Annotated in this window: 14 protein-coding genes and 1 pseudogene; 7 read left to right on the top strand and 8 right to left on the bottom strand. The window is 58.6% G+C overall.

Annotated features, from left to right (window positions below; genetic code table 11):
- Window positions 1–162 precede the first annotated feature (162 nt).
- The 4 genes and pseudogenes from ABD013_RS16205 to ABD013_RS16190 form a co-directional block, all read right to left on the bottom strand.
- The gene (locus ABD013_RS16205; protein WP_343808492.1) at window positions 163–1,374 is read right to left on the bottom strand and encodes an FAD-dependent oxidoreductase; all 1,212 of its coding nucleotides are present in this window, start codon (window positions 1,372–1,374) and stop codon (window positions 163–165) included.
- Window positions 1,366–1,527: pseudogene (locus ABD013_RS16200) on the bottom strand (rubredoxin); the annotation flags it as partial. The pseudogene ABD013_RS16200 and the gene ABD013_RS16205, both read right to left, overlap by 9 nt.
- Before the next feature lie 76 nt (window positions 1,528–1,603).
- Window positions 1,604–3,046: an aldehyde dehydrogenase family protein gene (locus ABD013_RS16195; protein ID WP_343808334.1), complete on the bottom strand. Its 1,443-nt coding sequence runs from the start codon at window positions 3,044–3,046 to the stop codon at window positions 1,604–1,606.
- 62 nt (window positions 3,047–3,108) lie between these two features.
- A complete protein-coding gene (locus ABD013_RS16190) occupies window positions 3,109–4,293 on the bottom strand; it encodes an aromatic ring-hydroxylating oxygenase subunit alpha (RefSeq protein WP_343808332.1) in 1,185 nt (394 codons plus the stop codon).
- Between the two features lie 400 nt (window positions 4,294–4,693).
- Here ABD013_RS16190 and ABD013_RS16185 point away from each other — a divergent pair, with 400 nt between their 5' ends.
- A complete protein-coding gene (locus ABD013_RS16185) occupies window positions 4,694–6,394 on the top strand; it encodes a BCCT family transporter (RefSeq protein WP_343808329.1) in 1,701 nt (566 codons plus the stop codon).
- 110 nt (window positions 6,395–6,504) lie between these two features.
- On the top strand, window positions 6,505–7,428 hold the full coding sequence (gcvA, locus tag ABD013_RS16180; RefSeq protein ID WP_343808326.1) for a transcriptional regulator GcvA: 924 nt from the start codon (window positions 6,505–6,507) through the stop codon (window positions 7,426–7,428).
- A 5-nt stretch (window positions 7,429–7,433) separates the two neighbouring features.
- Here gcvA and ABD013_RS16175 read toward each other — a convergent pair whose 3' ends face one another.
- Window positions 7,434–8,411, bottom strand: coding sequence for a LysR family transcriptional regulator (locus ABD013_RS16175; protein WP_343808323.1), 978 nt, complete (start codon window positions 8,409–8,411; stop codon window positions 7,434–7,436).
- Window positions 8,412–8,556: 145 nt separating this feature from the next.
- Between ABD013_RS16175 and ABD013_RS16170 the strand changes: the two genes are divergently transcribed.
- Both ABD013_RS16170 and ABD013_RS16165 read left to right on the top strand, forming a co-directional pair.
- The gene (locus ABD013_RS16170) at window positions 8,557–9,864 is read left to right on the top strand and encodes an NAD(P)/FAD-dependent oxidoreductase (protein WP_343808320.1); all 1,308 of its coding nucleotides are present in this window, start codon (window positions 8,557–8,559) and stop codon (window positions 9,862–9,864) included.
- Between the two features lie 31 nt (window positions 9,865–9,895).
- Window positions 9,896–10,246 (top strand): cupin domain-containing protein, encoded by a 351-nt coding sequence (locus tag ABD013_RS16165; RefSeq protein ID WP_343808317.1) that lies wholly within the window; start codon window positions 9,896–9,898, stop codon window positions 10,244–10,246.
- Window positions 10,247–10,299: 53 nt separating this feature from the next.
- Here ABD013_RS16165 and ABD013_RS16160 read toward each other — a convergent pair whose 3' ends face one another.
- Together ABD013_RS16160 and ABD013_RS16155 are read right to left on the bottom strand one after the other, a co-directional pair.
- On the bottom strand, window positions 10,300–12,606 hold the full coding sequence (locus ABD013_RS16160) for an EAL domain-containing protein (RefSeq protein ID WP_343808314.1): 2,307 nt from the start codon (window positions 12,604–12,606) through the stop codon (window positions 10,300–10,302).
- A 183-nt stretch (window positions 12,607–12,789) separates the two neighbouring features.
- The gene (locus ABD013_RS16155; protein ID WP_343808311.1) at window positions 12,790–13,794 is read right to left on the bottom strand and encodes an AraC family transcriptional regulator; all 1,005 of its coding nucleotides are present in this window, start codon (window positions 13,792–13,794) and stop codon (window positions 12,790–12,792) included.
- Window positions 13,795–14,036: 242 nt separating this feature from the next.
- On the opposite strand from ABD013_RS16155, the gene ABD013_RS16150 reads away from it, so the two are divergent.
- From ABD013_RS16150 to ABD013_RS16140, 3 genes are all read left to right on the top strand, one after another.
- The gene (locus ABD013_RS16150; protein WP_343808308.1) at window positions 14,037–15,689 is read left to right on the top strand and encodes an AMP-binding protein; all 1,653 of its coding nucleotides are present in this window, start codon (window positions 14,037–14,039) and stop codon (window positions 15,687–15,689) included.
- An 84-nt stretch (window positions 15,690–15,773) separates the two neighbouring features.
- Window positions 15,774–16,526 (top strand): electron transfer flavoprotein subunit beta/FixA family protein, encoded by a 753-nt coding sequence (locus tag ABD013_RS16145; protein ID WP_343808305.1) that lies wholly within the window; start codon window positions 15,774–15,776, stop codon window positions 16,524–16,526.
- Window positions 16,523–17,452 carry an electron transfer flavoprotein subunit alpha/FixB family protein gene (locus ABD013_RS16140; protein WP_343808302.1) on the top strand — a complete coding sequence of 310 codons (930 nt, stop codon included), beginning with the start codon at window positions 16,523–16,525 and terminating at the stop codon, window positions 17,450–17,452. Before ABD013_RS16145 ends, ABD013_RS16140 begins: the two co-directional genes overlap by 4 nt.
- Window positions 17,453–17,479: 27 nt before the next feature.
- Here the strand turns inward: ABD013_RS16140 and ABD013_RS16135 are convergent, their stop codons facing one another.
- Window positions 17,480–17,791, bottom strand: coding sequence for a monooxygenase (locus tag ABD013_RS16135; protein ID WP_343808299.1), 312 nt, complete (start codon window positions 17,789–17,791; stop codon window positions 17,480–17,482).
- Between the last annotated feature and the right edge of the window lie 116 nt (window positions 17,792–17,907).

Genomic DNA, 17,907 nt, shown 5'->3' with positions numbered 1-17,907 from the left:
CTCCATCTTAAGCCAGGCCGGCGCGAAAAGACAAAGCTGTTCACCTGTGGGTGTCAGGTGACAGGCAGGGTGAAAGGTACAGAAACAAAAACGCCAGTCAGCCTTGCGGCTGACTGGCAAAGAACAACGCTTCCAGCGTCGGGGAAGAGACAGGTATAACGGTTACGCCACCTGTTCCAGCGGACCGCCAATGCGGTCCAGCCAGTACTGACGTTCACTGCCCAGTTCATCGGTGAGCACAAAGCCCTGCAGCTGTTGCTGAGCGTCGATGAACAGGGCCCTGGTGCCGCGATCGGTCTGTTCGATCTGCCAATCACCATCCAGATCAGCGGCGGGTGCCTGCAGCGTCAGCGGGCAGGCGGGGGTTTTAACGATTACCGGCATCAGCGGGTAATGCGCCATGGTCGGGCGGCCCAGCAGGCAATCGGCCAGTGCCGGCAGGGCGGCGTTGATCGGGGCCAGGTAGGGCAACAGCTGGCCATTGATCTCGGCGCAGTCTCCGATGGCGAAGACGTCCGGCAGGGTGGTTCTCAGGCCACCATTGATCTTGATACCGCGATTGACTTCAGCACCGGCCGCCGCAGCCAGTTCGGTACGGGCCTTGAGACCCACGGCGGAGAGTACCAGGTCGGATTCGATCTGCTCGCCGTTTTCCAGTGTCAGGCGGTAGCCTTCACCTTCGCGCTCAACCGAGGCAACGGTGGTGCTCAGGTGCCAGCGCACGCCCTTGTCTGCTAATCGGCTTTGCAGCTGCTCGCCCACGGCCTGCGGGATCAGGCGGTCCATCGACCAGGCGGACAGGCCGATCACGTCGACTTCGATACCGGCATTGGCCAGGTCATTGGCGAATTCGCAGCCGATCAGGCCATTGCCGATGATGCTGACGCGCTTGCGGCCTTGCAGACGTTCGCGGAAGAGGCGGTAGTCCTGCAGATCATTCACACTGATCACGTCATCAGCGCCATCACCATTGAGTGGCAGGCGGATCGGGGCTGCACCCTGGGCCAGAACCAGTTTGCTGTAGCTTTGCTCACCGGAGGCGGTGGACAGAGTCTTGTTTTTCGCATCGATGCTGTACACCGGGCAACGGGTGTGGATGCGGATATTGAGTCGGGCTTCGATGGACAGAGGTGTTTCTGTCACCAGTTCGGCCGCCGCCTTATCACGGGTGAGGGCGGTGGACAGGCCCGGCTTGGAGTAGTTGTGACCGTCGTCTGCGGTAAAGATTACGATCGGAGTCTGGGCATCGCGCTGGCGCAGGGCTTCGGCCAGACCGTAGCCGGCGTAACCGGTGCCGATGATGACGATCGGCGGTTGCTGAGCGGCGATGTCGATGACCGGAACCTCGACTTTCAGGTCCTGGCGGATCTCCATCATTTCAAAATCAGACTTGCCGACCAGGCAGTCGGGACATTTCCAGTCTTCAGGGACATCTTCCCAACGTGTGCCGGGAGCGATGCCGTCGGCTGGCCAACCCTTGGCTTCGTCATAAATAAGTCCGCAAACGACACATAACCACTTTTTCATGATTGGGCCCACCTTTTCTTATTAGGGAGGGGCGCCGCGATGGCGGCACCCTTTTTACAATTGCAGTTGTCTGCTCTTAGCGAGCGACGCGGATGGCTACGTTTTTGGTACGTACATAGCTGTACAGGGCTTCCTGACCCTTCTCGCGGCCGTAGCCGGAGAGGCGGTTGCCACCGAACGGCGTTTCGATGCCACCGGCAAACCATTCGTTGACGAATACCTGGCCTGCGTCCAGTGCCTGGGAGGCACGCATGGCGCGGCTGACATCCTGGGTGAACACACCGGCAACCAGACCGTAGTCGGTGGCGTTGGCGAGTTCGTAAGCTTCCTCTTCGGTGTCGAACGGCGTGAGGGCGATCACCGGGCCGAATACCTCTTCGGTAAACAGGCGCATCTCGGTGGTCACATCGGCAAACACGGTCGGCTGTACGAAAGCACCGGGCAGGCCTTCGACGGCACCGCCGCCGCAGACCAGACGGGCTCCGTCTTCTACGGCTTCATCACAGATCTTGAGGATGCCGTCACGCTGCTGCATGGACACCACCGGGGTCAGGTCGGGGTTGTCCTTGCCGGCACCGATGCTCAGGCCGGTGGCCAGTTCGGCAACACGGCCCACCACTTCGTCATAGATGTCGCGGTGTATCAGCAGGCGCGACATGGCGGAGCATACCTGCCCGGCGTTGAAGAAAATGCCCCAGCGCACGCTGCTGATCAGCTGATCCAGGTCTGCGTCCGGGAAAGCGACTGCGGCAGACTTGCCACCCAATTCCATGACGCAGGGAACCGAGTTCTCGGCGGCATCGCGCATGATGGAGCGGCCAGTCGGCACGGAGCCGGTGAACACGATCTGGTTGGTTTCCTTGTGGGATACCAGCGCGGCGCCAATCTTGCGACCGGGGCCAGCCAACACGCTCAGTGCGCCCTTGGGCAGGCCAGCACGTTCGCAGGCGGTGGCCAGCAGGGTGATCGCCAGCGGAGAGATCTCCGGTGACTTGACGATCACGGCGTTGCCGGCGGCCAGGGCCGGGGCCAGGGAGCGGGCACAGATGGAGACCGGGAAGTTCCAGGGCACGACCTGTACAGAAATTCCCTGAGGCTCGTAAGTTGTGAAGTCGATGTAGTCTTCACCCAACGGGATCGACTTGCCTTCGATCTTGTCGGTCATGCCGGCGTAGTACTCGAAGTAGCGCGCGGCTTCTTCGAATTCATCACGGGCATCGTTGACGGATTTGCCGTTTTCGCGGGACGCCAGTACAGCGCCTTCTTCGACCAGCTTGCGGATCTCCTGGCCGATACGGTACATCAGTTCGGCACGACGGGCCGGGCGCTGGCGGGTGAGTGCACCCGCTTTGACGCACTTGCGAGCGGCGCGAATGGCATCTTCGGCATCATCCAGCGTGGCGCTGGCAATGGTGGCGAAAACGGTGTCGGTAGAGGGGTCGCGAACTTCGATGCGGGTTGCGCTGTCGCGCCATTCACCGCCGATGAAGTTGAGCCAGTGGTTTTCGTTGTTCAGCATAATTCTGTCCTTCGTCCGTCAGTGGCCGACCCGGCGCGCAGCCAGGTCGGTCCCGTCATGGATCAGTCGTTATTGATGTCGGCGTACTTGTTGGCGACCCAGGTGTGGAAGTGGTGGGTCGGACCATCCAGTACCGGCGAGAACACGCCACCGGTAAAGCCCGGGGACTTGCGGCCTGCCTGCATGCCTTCAACGGCAAAGACGTCTTCACCGAAGACCACTTTCCAGGCTTCCAGCTGGGAGTGGCGGCAGGCGGCGTATTCGTCACCAGAGGCTTCTTCACCGACGTAGAACAGGCGCAGGTTCTCGTTGGTCAGATCCTTCTTCTTCGGTTCGAGGATGATGGCGAAGAAGTGGTCAGCCTGCATGCCCAGCATCACGTTGGGGTACAGAGACACGTACTCGGCGTGACGCAGACGGTCCTGCGGCCAGCTCGGGAAACGCGGCAGGCGGGTGCCGGCGACATCGGACAGGTTGTAGTTGTAGCTGCCCTGGCCAGACATGTCGTCGTTGACGATCAGGTTGTAGTGCTGATCCAGCGGCGAGTAGGTGTTCAGGCTCGGGTGTACCCACGGCAGGTGGTAGGCTTCACAGTAGTTCTCGATCGCCAGTTTCCAGTTGCACTTCACTTCCAGTTGCATCTGGCTTCCTGTTGGCGCGATGGTCAGCTTGTCCCAGCCGTCCTTGCCGCAGAACTCGCTCCAGCGCTGGACCAGCGGCTCGATGTGCTCTTCGAACGGCTTGGCGTCGCCAGACAGGTTGATGAAGACGATGCCGGCCCAGACGTGGGAACGCACTTCACGCAGACCATGCTTCTCGCACGCAAAGCCTTCCGCCTTGTGTACGCCCACGCCGCCGATGTGCGGGGTGCCTTTCAGGTTGCCGTTCAGGTCGTAGGTCCAGGAGTGGTACGGGCAACGTACCATGCCTTCCACTTCGGTCTCTTCGGTCAGCATGATCATGCCGCGGTGGCTGCAGACGTTGTGGAATACCTTGTATTCACCGTCGCGGTTGCGCATGATCGCCAGCGGCAGGCCCATGAAGTCGACAGGCTTGGCAAAGCCGTTGCTCGGCAGGTCAGTGGCATAGCCCAGAGCAGCCCAGGTTTTGCCCAGTACTTCGTCGCGCTCCAGCTCGAACATGGCATCTTCGGTATAGACCGCATTCGGCATACCCTTGGCTTCAGCCAGAGGCTTGCGTACGTCGTCCAGGGTTTCCATTGGGATGATGTGAGATTTTATTGTCATGGTGTCTCTCCACATTCCGCCACTGAGGCATAGGTGTTTGTAAAAAGCTGGTTTCATTGACGGGGCTCAAGAAAATGCCCCTGTCTGTGGAGCGGATATTGGGATAGACACGGATTTGTCACAAACGATTTTTGCGCCCCTGGGTCATTACAAAAACTCATGACCTCTCCGGGAGTCATGTTGTGCAGTTGCGTAAAGATGTGGCTGGAAACTCAACCTATTACCAAAGCTCATCAAACCATTCGCAAAATTAGTTTGATGCAGATCAATAATTTCAGCAGGATTGCCTCCACTGCATGTTGCACGCATGTGGTCGTTGCCGGTGAACCCCAGGTTTTTTCGGTGGCAGCGCCCGGCATCAGCCGGGTGCAGACAATAATAATTAGATGGAGACGACCCAATGAAACACGACTCCGGCCTTGTGCGGGGCATCGATCCCACGGTCACCGTGATTTCCAAGATCCTGGTGATTGGCTTCGTGATCTTCTGTGGCCTGATGGCGAAGGAAGCGGGTGCTTTCTTCCAGCAGGTGTCTGACAGCATCCTCAACAACTTCAAATGGTTCTACCTGAGCCTTGTTAGCGGCGTCCTCTGCTTGCTGGTTTGGCTGATGTTGAGCCGTTTTGGGCATATCCGCCTCGGGCGGGACGACGAAACCCCTGAATTCAGTTACCGCTCCTGGCTGGCGATGCTGTTCAGTGGTGGTATGGGTATCGGTCTGATCTTCTGGTCGGTGGCCGAGCCGATGTGGCACTACGCCGGCAACCCTTTCGCCGAGACGGGGCTGAGCAACGAAGCGGCCCAGACGGCGATGCGCATCACTTTCTTCCACTGGGGGCTGCATCCCTGGGCGATCTTTATCATCGTGGCACTGGTGATGGCGTACTTTTCCTATCGCAAGGGGCTGCCGCTGACCATGCGTTCGGTGCTCTATCCGCTGATTGGTGATCGCATTTACGGCCCCATCGGTCATGCCGTCGATATCTTGACCGTTGCGATCACTGCCTTTGGTGTCTCCCAGTCACTGGGGCTGGGCGTGATCCAGATGAACTCCGGTCTGAATAATGTGCTCGGCATCGATATCAGCGTAGGTAATCAGCTGATGATGATCGGCCTGATCAGCTTCCTGGCGATTCTGTCAGTGCTGTCAGGTGTCGGCCGTGGCATTCGCCTGCTGTCCGAGTGGAACATGCTGCTGTCGATTCTGCTGGTACTGGTGGTGCTGGCGGTCGGTCCGACCCGCTATATCCTGCATACACTGATCGAAGGCACCGGTGACTATCTGGGTAATATCGTGTCGCTGAGCACCTGGAGCGACGCCCAGGATGACAGTGGCTGGCAGAACTGGTGGACCGCTTTCTACTGGCCCTGGTGGATGACCTGGTCACCTTTCGTCGGCATGTTCATCGCCCGTATCTCCCGTGGCCGTACCATCCGTGAACTGATCATGGGCGCACTGATTGTGCCGACCGTGGTGACCTTTATCTGGATGTCCGTGTTTGGCGGCTCTGCACTGAAGATGGAGCAGAATGATCGTCTGGCGCATCAGGCGCAGGTGGAATCCGGAGTGCTGGTTGGCGAAGCGGCCGAGTTCAAGGGCGGCGACGTGCTGCTGGCGACCAAGGCTGAAACCACCTCTGCCGTGTTCACACTGTTCGAGAAAATCGATGACGGTTTCCTGGGACAGATGCTGAGCATGATGGTGGTGCTGTTGCTGGCGACCTACTTCATCACTTCCGCGGACTCGGGCACGCTGGTGCTTTGTACGCTGAATTCGCGCGGCAGTCCCGAACCACCGATGGTCTTGCGTGTGATCTGGGGTGTGATGCAGGCGTTCATTGCCGGTGGCTTGCTCTATGCGGGCGGCCTGAAGGCGGTGCAGACAGCATCTATCGCTGCCGGTCTGCCAATCGCCGTCCTGACGCTGATTATGTGCATCTCGCTGATGAAAGCGCTGCGACAGGAAGAGCTTGGACTGCCGCTGTCACCGGTTCGCCAACCGGTACCCCAGCCTGAGCCAGAAGGTGCGGATGAGTTCCTGCCGGCTCAACTGCAGGCGGAACCCGCGCCGGTACTGCTAAGAGCCAGTGGTGATCGCTAACAGGAAGTGGCATCCAGCTCGCTGAGCAAACTATAATGCTACATCCTCAGAGGCCCGCTAGTCGGGCCTCTCGTTATTATAATGATTACAAAGTACACCGAGGTCTGCCGTTGAAGATCAAGCCTCTTCCCCCCTTGAACAGTCTGGTGGCGTTCGAGTCTGCCGCCCGACATCTGAGTTTTACCCAAGCTGCCATCGAGTTGAGCGTTACCCAGGGGGCGATCAGTCGTCAGATTCGTCATCTGGAGGATTACCTGGGGCGGTCGCTGTTTCTGCGTGACAAGCGCAGCCTGTCGCTGACCCAGACCGGTGAGGATTACTTTTTCAGTGTGCAGCAGTCGCTGCAGTTGCTGGCCAACGCCACAGGGGAAGTGTTGCAGTGGCAGGACAACAAGCAGATCACCGTAGTGACCTCCAATGCCATGGCCTCGCTCTGGCTGTTGCCACGTCTGGCGGATTTTCAGGATCGCCACCCGGATATCGATGTGCGCATCTTTGCCAACGATACCCTGAAGGGTGTGCGGCCCTCCGAGTTCGATGTGGCGCTGTTCTACTATCGCAAGCCGCCGGCGGACATGGTCGCCACGCCGCTGTTTCGCGAGCGGGTATTCCCGGTGTGCAGCCCCCAGTTTCTGGAGCGGCTGGCGTTGGAACAGCCTGAAGATATCTTCTCGAGCACGCTGCTCTGGCTGGATTCAGGCAAGGACTGGCTGGGCTGGACGGAGTGGTTTCAGCAGGTTGAACTCAAGCCGGCGCCACCCAAACGTCGACTGAACCTGAACAACTATCCGATGCTGATCCAGGCGGCCTTGAATGGTCAGGGCGTAGCTCTGGGTTGGGAGCAGCTGATCTGCAACTATCTGGACAGTGGTCTGCTGGTCAAGCCGGTGGCGACCGAGCTCAACACCGAGGCCTGCTTCTATATGCTGGAACCGGACATGACCTTCAGGCGCAAGCCGGGGGTGGATGAGTTCCGTGCCTGGCTGCTGGAGCTGGTGGCGGCCGAGCAGGTCGCCAGCGACGCCCCCGAGTAAGCTACTCAGCACTCGGGTTGCAGCACTTCTGCCTGTAGCCAGGGAGCGCTTCGCTGCAGATCCTGGAGTACTGGCCCGATCATCTGCTGATGGATCAGCGCGGCGATCTCGGCGGGAATATCACCCAGCTCCGCTTGACGTGCCAGCAGGTGCAAGTGACGGGCGTGGCGGTTGTTGTCCAGTGGCAGCAGGCGGATGCCCTCGGTATGCGGGGCTACCTGTGCCAGGCAAAGGGCGCTGATGATGCCCCAGCTGTGTCCATCCTGCACAAAGCGCATCAGTGTATGAGTGTCGTCGGTTTCGTATCGAACTTGCGCCAACAGTCCCATGCGCCTCAGTGCTACTTCGGTCATGGCGCCGATATGGGTGTTGCGTCCGTAGCGGATCAAGGGGTGCTGCAGCGCCAGAGCCGTCAGCGCCTCCCGTGATGGCAGGCGCTCGTCAAAGTTGAAGCTTTCCGGTACCGCCAGCAGCAACGGGTCCCTGAACAGGGGGTAACGTTCGAGCCCGTCTATCTCCTCCAGCTGGTCGTTGGACACAAGAATATCCACTTCCCGGTTGAGAAAGGACTGTAGCAGCGGTGGCGTCAGGCCGCTTCTCAGAGTCAGTTGCTCGATGCGGTCATCCATCTGTGCGATCAGGCGGCTGCCAAACACCTCGGAGCAGGAGGTGACCAGCCCCAGCCGGCACTGGATCAGGCCCTGGTGCGCGGCTCCGCGGACACGGCTGGTCAGCCGGCGCAGATCGCCGAGCAGGGTATCCGCCTGCTGTTTGAGCATCTGCCCGGCGGCGGTGAGTCGCAGCGGACGCGTGCGCCGAATCACCAGTGAAGTGCCCAGCTGGGTTTCCAGCTGTTTGAGCGTTTGCGATACCGCGGACTGGGTGACATTGAGCCGCTGGGCGGCATCGGTCAGCGAGTCGGATTCGGCGATGCAGACAAAACAGGCCAGGGCATGGGTATCGATCAGCGGAGAGGTATTCATTATTAGTTGTTCTTATGAATATTGTTAGATTGGCTCAATATCGTTCTTTATTGTAGATAAATTAATGCCTGGTGCAATAATCGGATACATGAAGTGTGCTGATGCAGCGCCTGTATCTGAACCCCTTGAGCCGAGTATTACAATAATGATTCTTCCCCGGTATGACCGCCGTTGCGGTTGGTATGAGCAGCTTGAAGATGTATCCGATTTTCCTGCATTGAGAGACGATACGCAGGTCGACGTGGTCGTGATTGGCGGTGGCTTTGTCGGCTGTGCCGCGGCGCGCCGGATGGCTGAGAACCGTCCCGATGCCGAGGTGCTGCTGATCGATGCGCTGAAGATCGGTCAGGGGGCGTCAGGTCGCAACTCCGGTTTCGTTATCGACCAGCCGCACAAGCGTGATCTGGAGAGCAACGACGAGCAGCTGAAGCAGAAGATCGTTCGGCTCAACCGGGTGGCGGTGGAGTATCTGGAAACCCAGATCGAGCGCTTCAATATCGATTGCCAGTGGTCCCATGCCGGTAAGTACCAGGCGGCGGTAGGCCCCCGCGGCCGCAAGCATCTGGATCACTACGAGCAGTTGCTGCAGAAGGGCGGGGAAGAGTACCACCGCCTGAGCCGAGAGGAGATGCAGTCGGTGTTTGGTACCGACTTCTATTCGGCCGCGATCCATACGCCGGGCGGTGCCCTGATGCAGCCTGCCGCGCTGATGCGAGGCCTGGCCGACAGTATGCCGGACAACGTCCGTATTGCCGAGCGCACCGCCGTCACCTCGATCAAGCGCACCCACTTCGGGTTTGAACTGAAAACCGACAAGGCTCGGATTCAGTGTCGCCAGCTGATTCTTGGCACCAACATCTTTACTGCCGAGCTGGGTTATATGGCCGATCGCATTCTGCCGATCATGACCTTTGCCAGCATGACCACGCCGCTGACCGATGAGCAGCTGCGTCGCTACGGCGGTCAGCTCGACTGGGGCATCACCCCGGCGGACCACGGCGGTACTACCTTGCGCATGACCCAGGACCGTCGCCTGATCGTGCGCAACTCCTATCGCTACGCCCATGACTACAACACGCCGCAGGAGCTGATCCCCAAAATTACCGGTCGTCACCGTGAGGCCTTCGACGAGCGTTACCCGCAGTTGAGTGATGTGGAGTTCGAGTACACCTGGGGTGGTGCCAGTGGTCTTTCCGGCAATTTCGAGACCTACTTCGGTGAGCTGGAAACCAATATCTTTGCATCCTGCTGTGACCAGAGCGTGGGCGCTGCGCGCGGCACTATCTCCGGCATGATGCTGGCGGATATGGCCTGTGGCCGCAGAAGTGATTTGCTGCGTGATATGCAAACCGTGTCTGGCAATCCGTCGCGTCTGCCACCCAAACCGTTACTGCGCATAGGCGTGCCCATGCGGTTGGCCTTTGAACGTTTCAGAAGCCGTTCCGAAGTTTAAATATTGTTCGACCCTGTAAATGGAGAAAACCATGTCCGCAAAACTGATCAAGGGCAGCAGCCTGACCTACATGCACCGTGGCGGCCCTCCCGGCGACGCCGGCGTGGCCCGTGCCGTGAGTACCGACCTGAGCGCCACCATGGGGGCCGGTGTAGCCCATTTTGATGCCTGCTCCATCAGCTGGACAGTGCTGTATGACGAAGTGATCTACGTGATCGACGGCGTTTTCCGCCTGGTCACCAACGACGGGGTGCTGGAAGGTGAGGCGGGTGACATCATCTGGGTGCCTGAAGGTACCGAGCTGAAATACGAAGGTGATCAGGCCCGTATCTTCTATGCCGTCTATCCGGGTAACTGGAAAGAGATTCACGGCATGGCCTGAGCGCCTGCCTGTTCATCAGCCGCGCCGGCAAACCTCCGGCGCGGCTGATTTGTTTACACCCGCATTGTATTTCTTGCCTGATTGCGACCCGAGTAAGACAGCTTGGTCAGTTCCTTGGGTACCCGCACCAGCAGTTCTGGCGCTGGCATGCCGATCAGCTCACCCTGGGAGAAGCTGATGCCGAGGCGCAGTACCTCCATCTGGATCGCCGGGGAGTGGACGTATTCCGCTACGGTTTCGATCTTCATGCTGCGTGCCAGGCCGACGATACCGCGCGCGACACGGCGTGAATTCGGATCCTTGTCCAGGTTGCGAATCAGGCTGCCATCGATCTTGATGAAATCGACTTTCAGCTGCAGCAGGTGCTCGAAGTTAGAGTAGCCAGTGCCAAAATCATCGATGGCGATGCGACAGCCGCGTTGCTTGACCTCATCAACGAAGCTTCTCACTTGATCGTAGTTTTCGATATTGGCCGACTCCAGCAACTCGAAGATGACCCGGGGGCCAACGCCGGTTTCATCCAGCCGCTGCAGAATGAAGTCGGTCAGCTCTTTTTGCTGCAGGTCGCTGTAGGACAGGTTGATCGAGAACTGCATCGGCGAATCGGCGAAACGGGCAAAGCACTTTTCTACCATGACACGCGTGATATGCCCTTCAAGGCGCAGTTTGCCGGCGACACCCAGGAACTTGCCGGGGCTGACCACTTCGCCGTTGCTGTCCAGCATGCGTACCAGGCATTCATATTTGTCGATGCGGCCGGTGGTGTTGTTCAGGATCGGCTGAAACCAGGCGACGAGCCCCTCTGCATTCAGGGCATCACGCAGTTTGCCGGCCCATTTCTGGTTATGTTCAAACTCTTGCTCCAGTGGTTCGGAGCCGTCGTAGACACGGCAGTGCAGTCCTTTCGTGCGTGCCTCACGCAGTGCCTCTCGGGCATGGATATAAAGGCTGTGTTCTTTCGGTGCTTCGATCCAGGGTACCGCTGCACCCACGGTCGCGCTCAGGCCGATCTCGTGGTTCTGCCAGAAAATGGGCGTCTGGCGTACACAGCCCAGGATCTGCTCCATCTGAACCTGCACCAGCTCGGGGCGTCGGCGTGGCAGTGAAAGGGCGAACTCATCGCCACTGACACGGTAGAGCCTGCCGCCTTTGTTTTCGTCGCTGGACATGAACGATTGCAGACGCAGGGCGACTTCCCTCAGGATCAGATCGCCGCAGTCATCACCGAACAGGCTGTTGACCTCGCGAAAGCGGTCCAGGTTGATCAAAATCAGGCTGACGGCGCTTTCCCGTTCCAGGTCCTGTAGCAGGCAAAGCCGGTTGGGCAGGCCTGTCAGCTTATCGCGGTCGGACAGACGCATGTTGCGCAGTGTTGGCACGAGACTGAACAGGCCAAGCAAAGTCAGTACCAGGAGGACGGCGGTAAGCGCAAAGAGGTAGGTGCGGCTGCTGTCTTTCAGGGCTGTCAAAGGTGTATCGAGATCGACCTGAGGGATGGCCACCGAAAACTTCAGCCCGTTTTGTGAGCGTGAGTAGTATAGCGTTACCGGGTATTGATCGACCTCCAGTGACTGGAATTCGAAATCGGTTACGAAGACTGCTTGCGGGGTTTGAGTCTGCGCTTTGCGCATCACATCCTGGGCGTAGTTCTGGCGTTGATCCTGATAGCTGCGGGCCAACTGATAGTTGTTGCTGTCGCTCAGCCATACCAGTGTCCCTGGAGTGGTCTCGGCCTCGGCAGCCAGCTGCAGAATCGCTTCCACTTTCCAGTCCAGGCTGATCAATCCGGTTAACTGTCCCTGGGCGGAAAGAATGGGCTGAACGAGCGTAATTACCGGGTCATTGCTGATTGGGTGACGATGGACAGGCGTCCACCAGGGGTTACCGGCGGTTATCGGGTCGTTGAAAGAATTGGGCAGTTGCTGCAGCCAGGCGGGTGATGAAGGTGCTGTAGTGATGGAGCCTGACAGCGGGCCAGCCGAATACAGGCTGTGGCTGGCCTGTTTGGCGGGCCAGTTTGCAAACACATCCACACCTGCCAGATCGGAAGACCATTCCAGTGCCTGTTGCAGCAGATTGAGCTGTTGTTCCTGTGTGCTGGTGGTGACCAGTTGACGGGCCAGTGTGCCGGCCTGGTATTCGATCTCGGCGGTACGTTGATCCATGGCCTTCAGGGCGGAGTCAAAACGGTACAGCAGCCGCTGCTGAAACTGGGCTGCAACCGCCTTTTCAGTGGTGTCTATCGTGATGTGGGTGTAGACCCAGAATGATGCCCAGGAAAATAGTGCCAATAGCAGGATGCTCGATAAAATGCTGCTCTTGGAGGTGAAATCAAGAAATTTGCACTTCAGATTGAACAAACGGGCCGGCCTCCTGCCTGCAGAATGCAGCTGTTTAGCTACAGCATTTAAATGAATGTTTGATTATGCCTGAGCGGGCATGGCACAGGCATGACCTTGGTCAGTTGAAATGACAGCCTGATGGCCTTGTGGGCATTGGGTGACCCGGTTGGCTTTGAGCGGGCCCTTGGGGCTGGACGAATCTCAGCCTTCCTGTTTGCGGTAGGCCAGGGGGCTGACGCCGGTCCAGTGCTTGAAGGCACGAGAGAAGGCGCCGGGTTCGGCGAAGCCCAGCTGGCTGGAGATGTCGCCGATGCTCAGGTTCTGCCGTGTCAGCATGATGATCGCCTGGTCACGGCGCAGGTTGTCCTTGATCGCCTGATAGGAGGTACCTTCCGCCTTGAGCTTGCGCGACAGGGTATAGGACGTGGTGTGCAACTGCTCGGAGACCCAGTCCAGGTTGGGCAGGCCGCCTTCATCGAAATTTTCCAGCAGGCCGCGTACACGCGTGGTCAGGCTGTCATCCTCGTCGGTCCAGATCAGCAGGTCGCGCGGCGAACTGAGGATGAATTCGTCCACTTCCTCAGAGGTTCGAGTGACCGGCATGCTCAGGTAATTCTTGCTGAAGAAGATACTGGTGCGCGGCTGCTCGAAGTGGCACTTGCACGGATAGATGAAACGGTACTCGTCGAAATGGGCCGGCAGCGGGTGACTGAAGTGAGCCCGGCTGAGCACGATCTTGCGCCCGATCAGCCAGCCGATCAGGCGATGCCAGACCATCAGTAACCACTCTGTCAGGAAATTGTCCGGATCCAGTTCCGGTCGGTGGTGGATCAGGCTCAACTCGGCTTCATCACCGTCCAGATTCAGCTGAATCTCGATATCCTCAGAAAACAGCTGATAACAGCGAATGCTCTGCTGGATGACTTCTTCCAGATTGGCGCTGTGCACCACGAGTGAACCCATTAGATGAAAATGGCCGATACGACAGGGGGCTGAGGTACGCCCCATGAATTCGTCATTCAGCTCGCGCCAGACCAGGCGGAACAGTTGGATGAACTGGCCGGTACGGATGCGAGCCTTGGGCTGGCTGATCAGGTCGGGGTCGATCTGGCATTCGTCGAGCAGGGCATTGATATCAAGACCTTGTGTCCGGGGACCGTGCAGAACGGCACGGGCATAGTGGGAGGAGAAGGTCAGGTTCTTCATGATTACGACTGCCGGGCCAGAGAATCCAGATGTGGGTTTTGGGCGATTTTGTCGACAATTCAGCGTTGCAAAAAATGTCAATTTATCTGTTGGAAGTTGTCATTCTGTTGCCACCAAGGATTGCATTAACCTGCGTTCACAAGCGATGAATAAGGGATTTCCCTTGTTCGTTGACCAGCTGCTGCGCGTGCCACATTACAGGAAGGTGGCGGGCCCCATTAGAACAATAAACAGGTTTCAGTATGGACAAAATCAGCTACAACGACTTCATCAAAGACTTCACGCCGGAGTCCATCATACAGAACTTCGTGGGTGATTTTAACGAAGGCATCAACGTCTGCGAGGAGATCTGCGACCGTTGGGCGGAAGATCCGGCCAAGGTTGGCCTGCGGTACGAACTGGTCGATGGCACCAGCGGCGAGATGACCTTCCGGGAACTGATGCTGCGTTCGGCTCAGTTCGCCAACTTCCTCAAGTCTCAGGGAATCGGCAAGGGCGATCGCATCGCCGCATTGCTGACCCGTACACCTGAACTGTTGATCGCCGTGCTTGGCGCCATGCGTGCCGGTGCAGTATATCAGCCGCTGTTCACCGCTTTCGGTTCCGGCGCCATCGAGTACCGCCTGGAGAAGGCGCAGACCAAGCTGATCATCACCAACACGGATCAGTGGTCCAAGCTGGAAGGCGTCAAGGGCCTGCCGACCACCATGCTGGTGGCCGATGACAGCGATGAGCTGGCTGGCAAAGCGGACTTCCTGTATCACCAGACGCTGGATCAGCAGTCTGACCAGTTCGAGCCGGTCAAGATCGGTCCGGAAGATCCCTTCCTGCAGATGTTTACCTCCGGCACCACCGGCAAGTCCAAGGGTGTGACCGTTCCGGCCAAGGCGCTGTCGGCGTTTTATGTTTACATGCGTTATGCCATCGGCCTGCGTGAGACCGACAACTTCTGGAACGTGGCTGACCCGGGTTGGGCATACGGCCTGTATTACGCGGTAACCGGACCGCTGCTGCTGGGTTGTACCACCCACTTTAATGAAGCGGGCTTTACTGCTGAAAACACCTTCGAATTCCTGCGCAAGTACAAAATCACCAACCTGGCTGCAGCGCCGACGGCCTATCGCATGCTGAAGGCCAATGATGCACTGCTCAAGGACTACCCGGAGATCAATCTGCGCGTCGCCAACAGTGCAGGCGAGCCGCTTAACCCCGAGATCGTGACTTGGGTAAAACGTGCCTTCGATTGTCTGGTCTGCGACCAGTATGGTCAGACCGAAACCGGCATGACCTCGGCCAACTTCCATGAGCTGGACCACGAGTTCCGCGAAGCCAGCATGGGTTACCAGCTGCCGGGTTACCGCCTGGTGGCGCTGGATGCCAACTTCAACGAAGTGGGCCCGGGCGAGAGCGGTGAACTGGCGATCGATATGGAAAACTCGCCGCTGTACTTCTTCCAGGGCTACACCTGGGGCGAGAAGAGCCCGTATCACGGCAAGTACTACCTGACCGGTGACGTGGTGATCAGTAACGGTGACGGTTCCCACTCCTACACCGGCCGTGATGATGACATCATCGCCTCTGCCGGTTACCGCATCGGCCCGGCGGATGTGGAAAGCACCCTGCTGGAGCACGAAGCGGTGGTGGAAAGTGCGGTGGTAGGCAAGCCGGACGACAAGCGTGGCGCTATCGTCAAGGCATACGTGGTGATCCATCCGCAGTTCGATGCCGACGACAAGCTGGCGGAAGAGCTGCAGCAGCACGTGCGTAATCGCCTGTCGACTCATGCCTTCCCGCGTGAAATCGAATTTGTAACCGATCTGCCCAAGACCTCCAGTGGCAAGATCCAGCGTTTCCTCCTGCGCAAGCAGGCGGCTGAGGAAGTGGTCTCGAACTGAGTTTCTTGGTGAGAGGATCTCTGAGTGAGCCTTGAGGCCCGCAAGGGCCTCCTTTTCCAGCCGAACAGACAAAAGGTAATAACAATGAAAGTACTGGTAGCCGTCAAGCGAGTGATCGACTACAACGTCAAGGTGCGCGTCAAGTCTGACCGTTCCGATGTCGATCTGGCCAATGTCAAAATGGCCCTGAACCCTTTCTGTGAAATCGCCGTTGAAGAGGCCGTGCGCCTGAAAGAGGCGGGCACCGCGACTGAAGTGGTGGTCGTTTCCATCGGCAGCAAGTCCTGCCAGGAGCAGCTGCGCACCGCGCTGGCGCTGGGTGCTGATCGTGCCATTCAGGTGGAAGCCGCTGAGCAGCTGGATTCCCTGTCTGTTGCCCGTATCCTGCAGAAGGTGGCCGAGGAAGAGTCGGCTGATCTGATCCTGCTGGGCAAGCAGGCGATTGACTCCGACAACAATCAGACCGGTCAGATGCTGGCCGCGCTGATGGACCGTCCGCAGGCGACTTTCGCCTCTGAAGTGGTCGTGGAAGGCGAGTCGCTGAAAGTGACCCGCGAGATCGATGGCGGCCTGCAGACCCTGAGCCTGAAACTGCCGGCGGTGGTGACCACCGACCTGCGTTTGAATGAACCACGTTACGCGTCCCTGCCCAACATCATGAAGGCGAAGAAGAAGCCGCTGGATGTGAAAACCCCGGAAGAGCTGGGTGCCCAGCTGGCCGCCGGTGTTGAGTTGTTGGGTGTGGAGCCGCCGGCAGAACGCCAGGCGGGCATCAAGGTCAGCTCTGTTGAGGAGCTGGTGGACAAACTGCGTAACGAAGCGAAGGTGGTCGCATGAGCATTCTGATTATTACCGAACACGACAACCAGTCCCTGAAACCGGCCACTCTGAACCTGGTGACCGCTGCCCAGCAGATCGGCGGCGACATCGACCTGCTGGTAGCGGGTGAAAACGCTCAGGCTGCTGCCGAAGCAGCTGCTGCCATCGCCGGTGTACGCAAGGTGATTGTTGCTGACAATGCCGCCTATGCTCATCAGCTGGCCGAGAATGTCAGCAAGCTGGTGGTGGAGCTGGCCGACGGCTACAGCCACATTCTGGCGCCGGGCACTACAACCGGTAAAAACGTTGCGCCGCGAGTGGCTGCGCTGCTGGGTGTCAATCAGCTGTCCGATATCAGTGGGGTAGAAGCGCCTGATACCTTCAAGCGCCCGATCTACGCCGGTAACGCCATTGCGACCGTTAAATCTTCAGATGCGGTGAAAGTGATCACTGTGCGTGGTACAGCCTTTGATGCGGCCGAAGCGACTGGTGGCAGTGCTGCCATCGAAGCCTGCGGCTCCGTGCATCAGCATGCTGACGTCAGCTTCGTTGGCGAAGAGCTGGCCAAGTCCGATCGTCCGGAACTGACCGCTGCTTCTGTGGTGATCTCCGGTGGGCGTGGCATGGGTAACGGCGACAACTTCGAGCTGCTCAACAAGGTAGCCGACAAGCTGGGCGCGGCTGTGGGTGCATCCCGTGCGGCTGTCGATGCCGGCTTCGTGCCCAACGACATGCAGGTGGGTCAGACCGGCAAGATGGTCGCGCCGGAACTCTACATCGCCGTGGGCATCTCCGGTGCCATCCAGCACTTGGCCGGCATGAAGGATTCCAAGGTGATCGTGGCGATCAACAAGGACGAGGAAGCGCCGATCTTCCAGGTAGCCGACTACGGTCTGGTAGGGGATCTGTTCGAGGCGGTTCCTGAGTTGGAAAGCCGCCTCTAACAGGCTGCTGTATGGCCTGGCCGGGCTTTAGTGTCCGGTCTGGCCATGATTAATCGCGGTCAGTATCTCGTTGATATCGAAGATACGGCCGCGAATGTTTTTTGCGCCCATCGCTTCAACCCGCTTCGAGTGCATTTCCATGTACGCCTGAGCCGATGCCCTGTCGGCAAAGTGGTAGACCCCGCCTGCTTCACCGGTTTCAATATTCTCGGTCCAGATCTTGGAGATGAAGCCTGGTTCCTGATTGATCGATTCCGCCAGTCCGCGAGCCGCTTCGGCCAGATTATCGCCGAGCATTTCGCCGGGCATGGTAAAATCGATCTGTAAAATAACAGCCATGTTATGAACCTCGTCAGTATCTGAAAGTCGCAAGCTTAGGCGTCATTGATTGCGGCGACAAGCCGGCCCTGAATGACCGGGCGGTTGACCATGCCAGGCATTGGCTGTCTTACTGA

Origin of the sequence: Marinobacterium maritimum, from assembly GCF_039523155.1 — a bacterium.
GTDB classification, from domain to species: domain Bacteria; phylum Pseudomonadota; class Gammaproteobacteria; order Pseudomonadales; family Balneatricaceae; genus Marinobacterium; species Marinobacterium maritimum.
The sequence above is the reverse complement of the archived record's forward strand: the minus strand, read 5'-3'. Positions and strand labels throughout refer to the sequence as shown.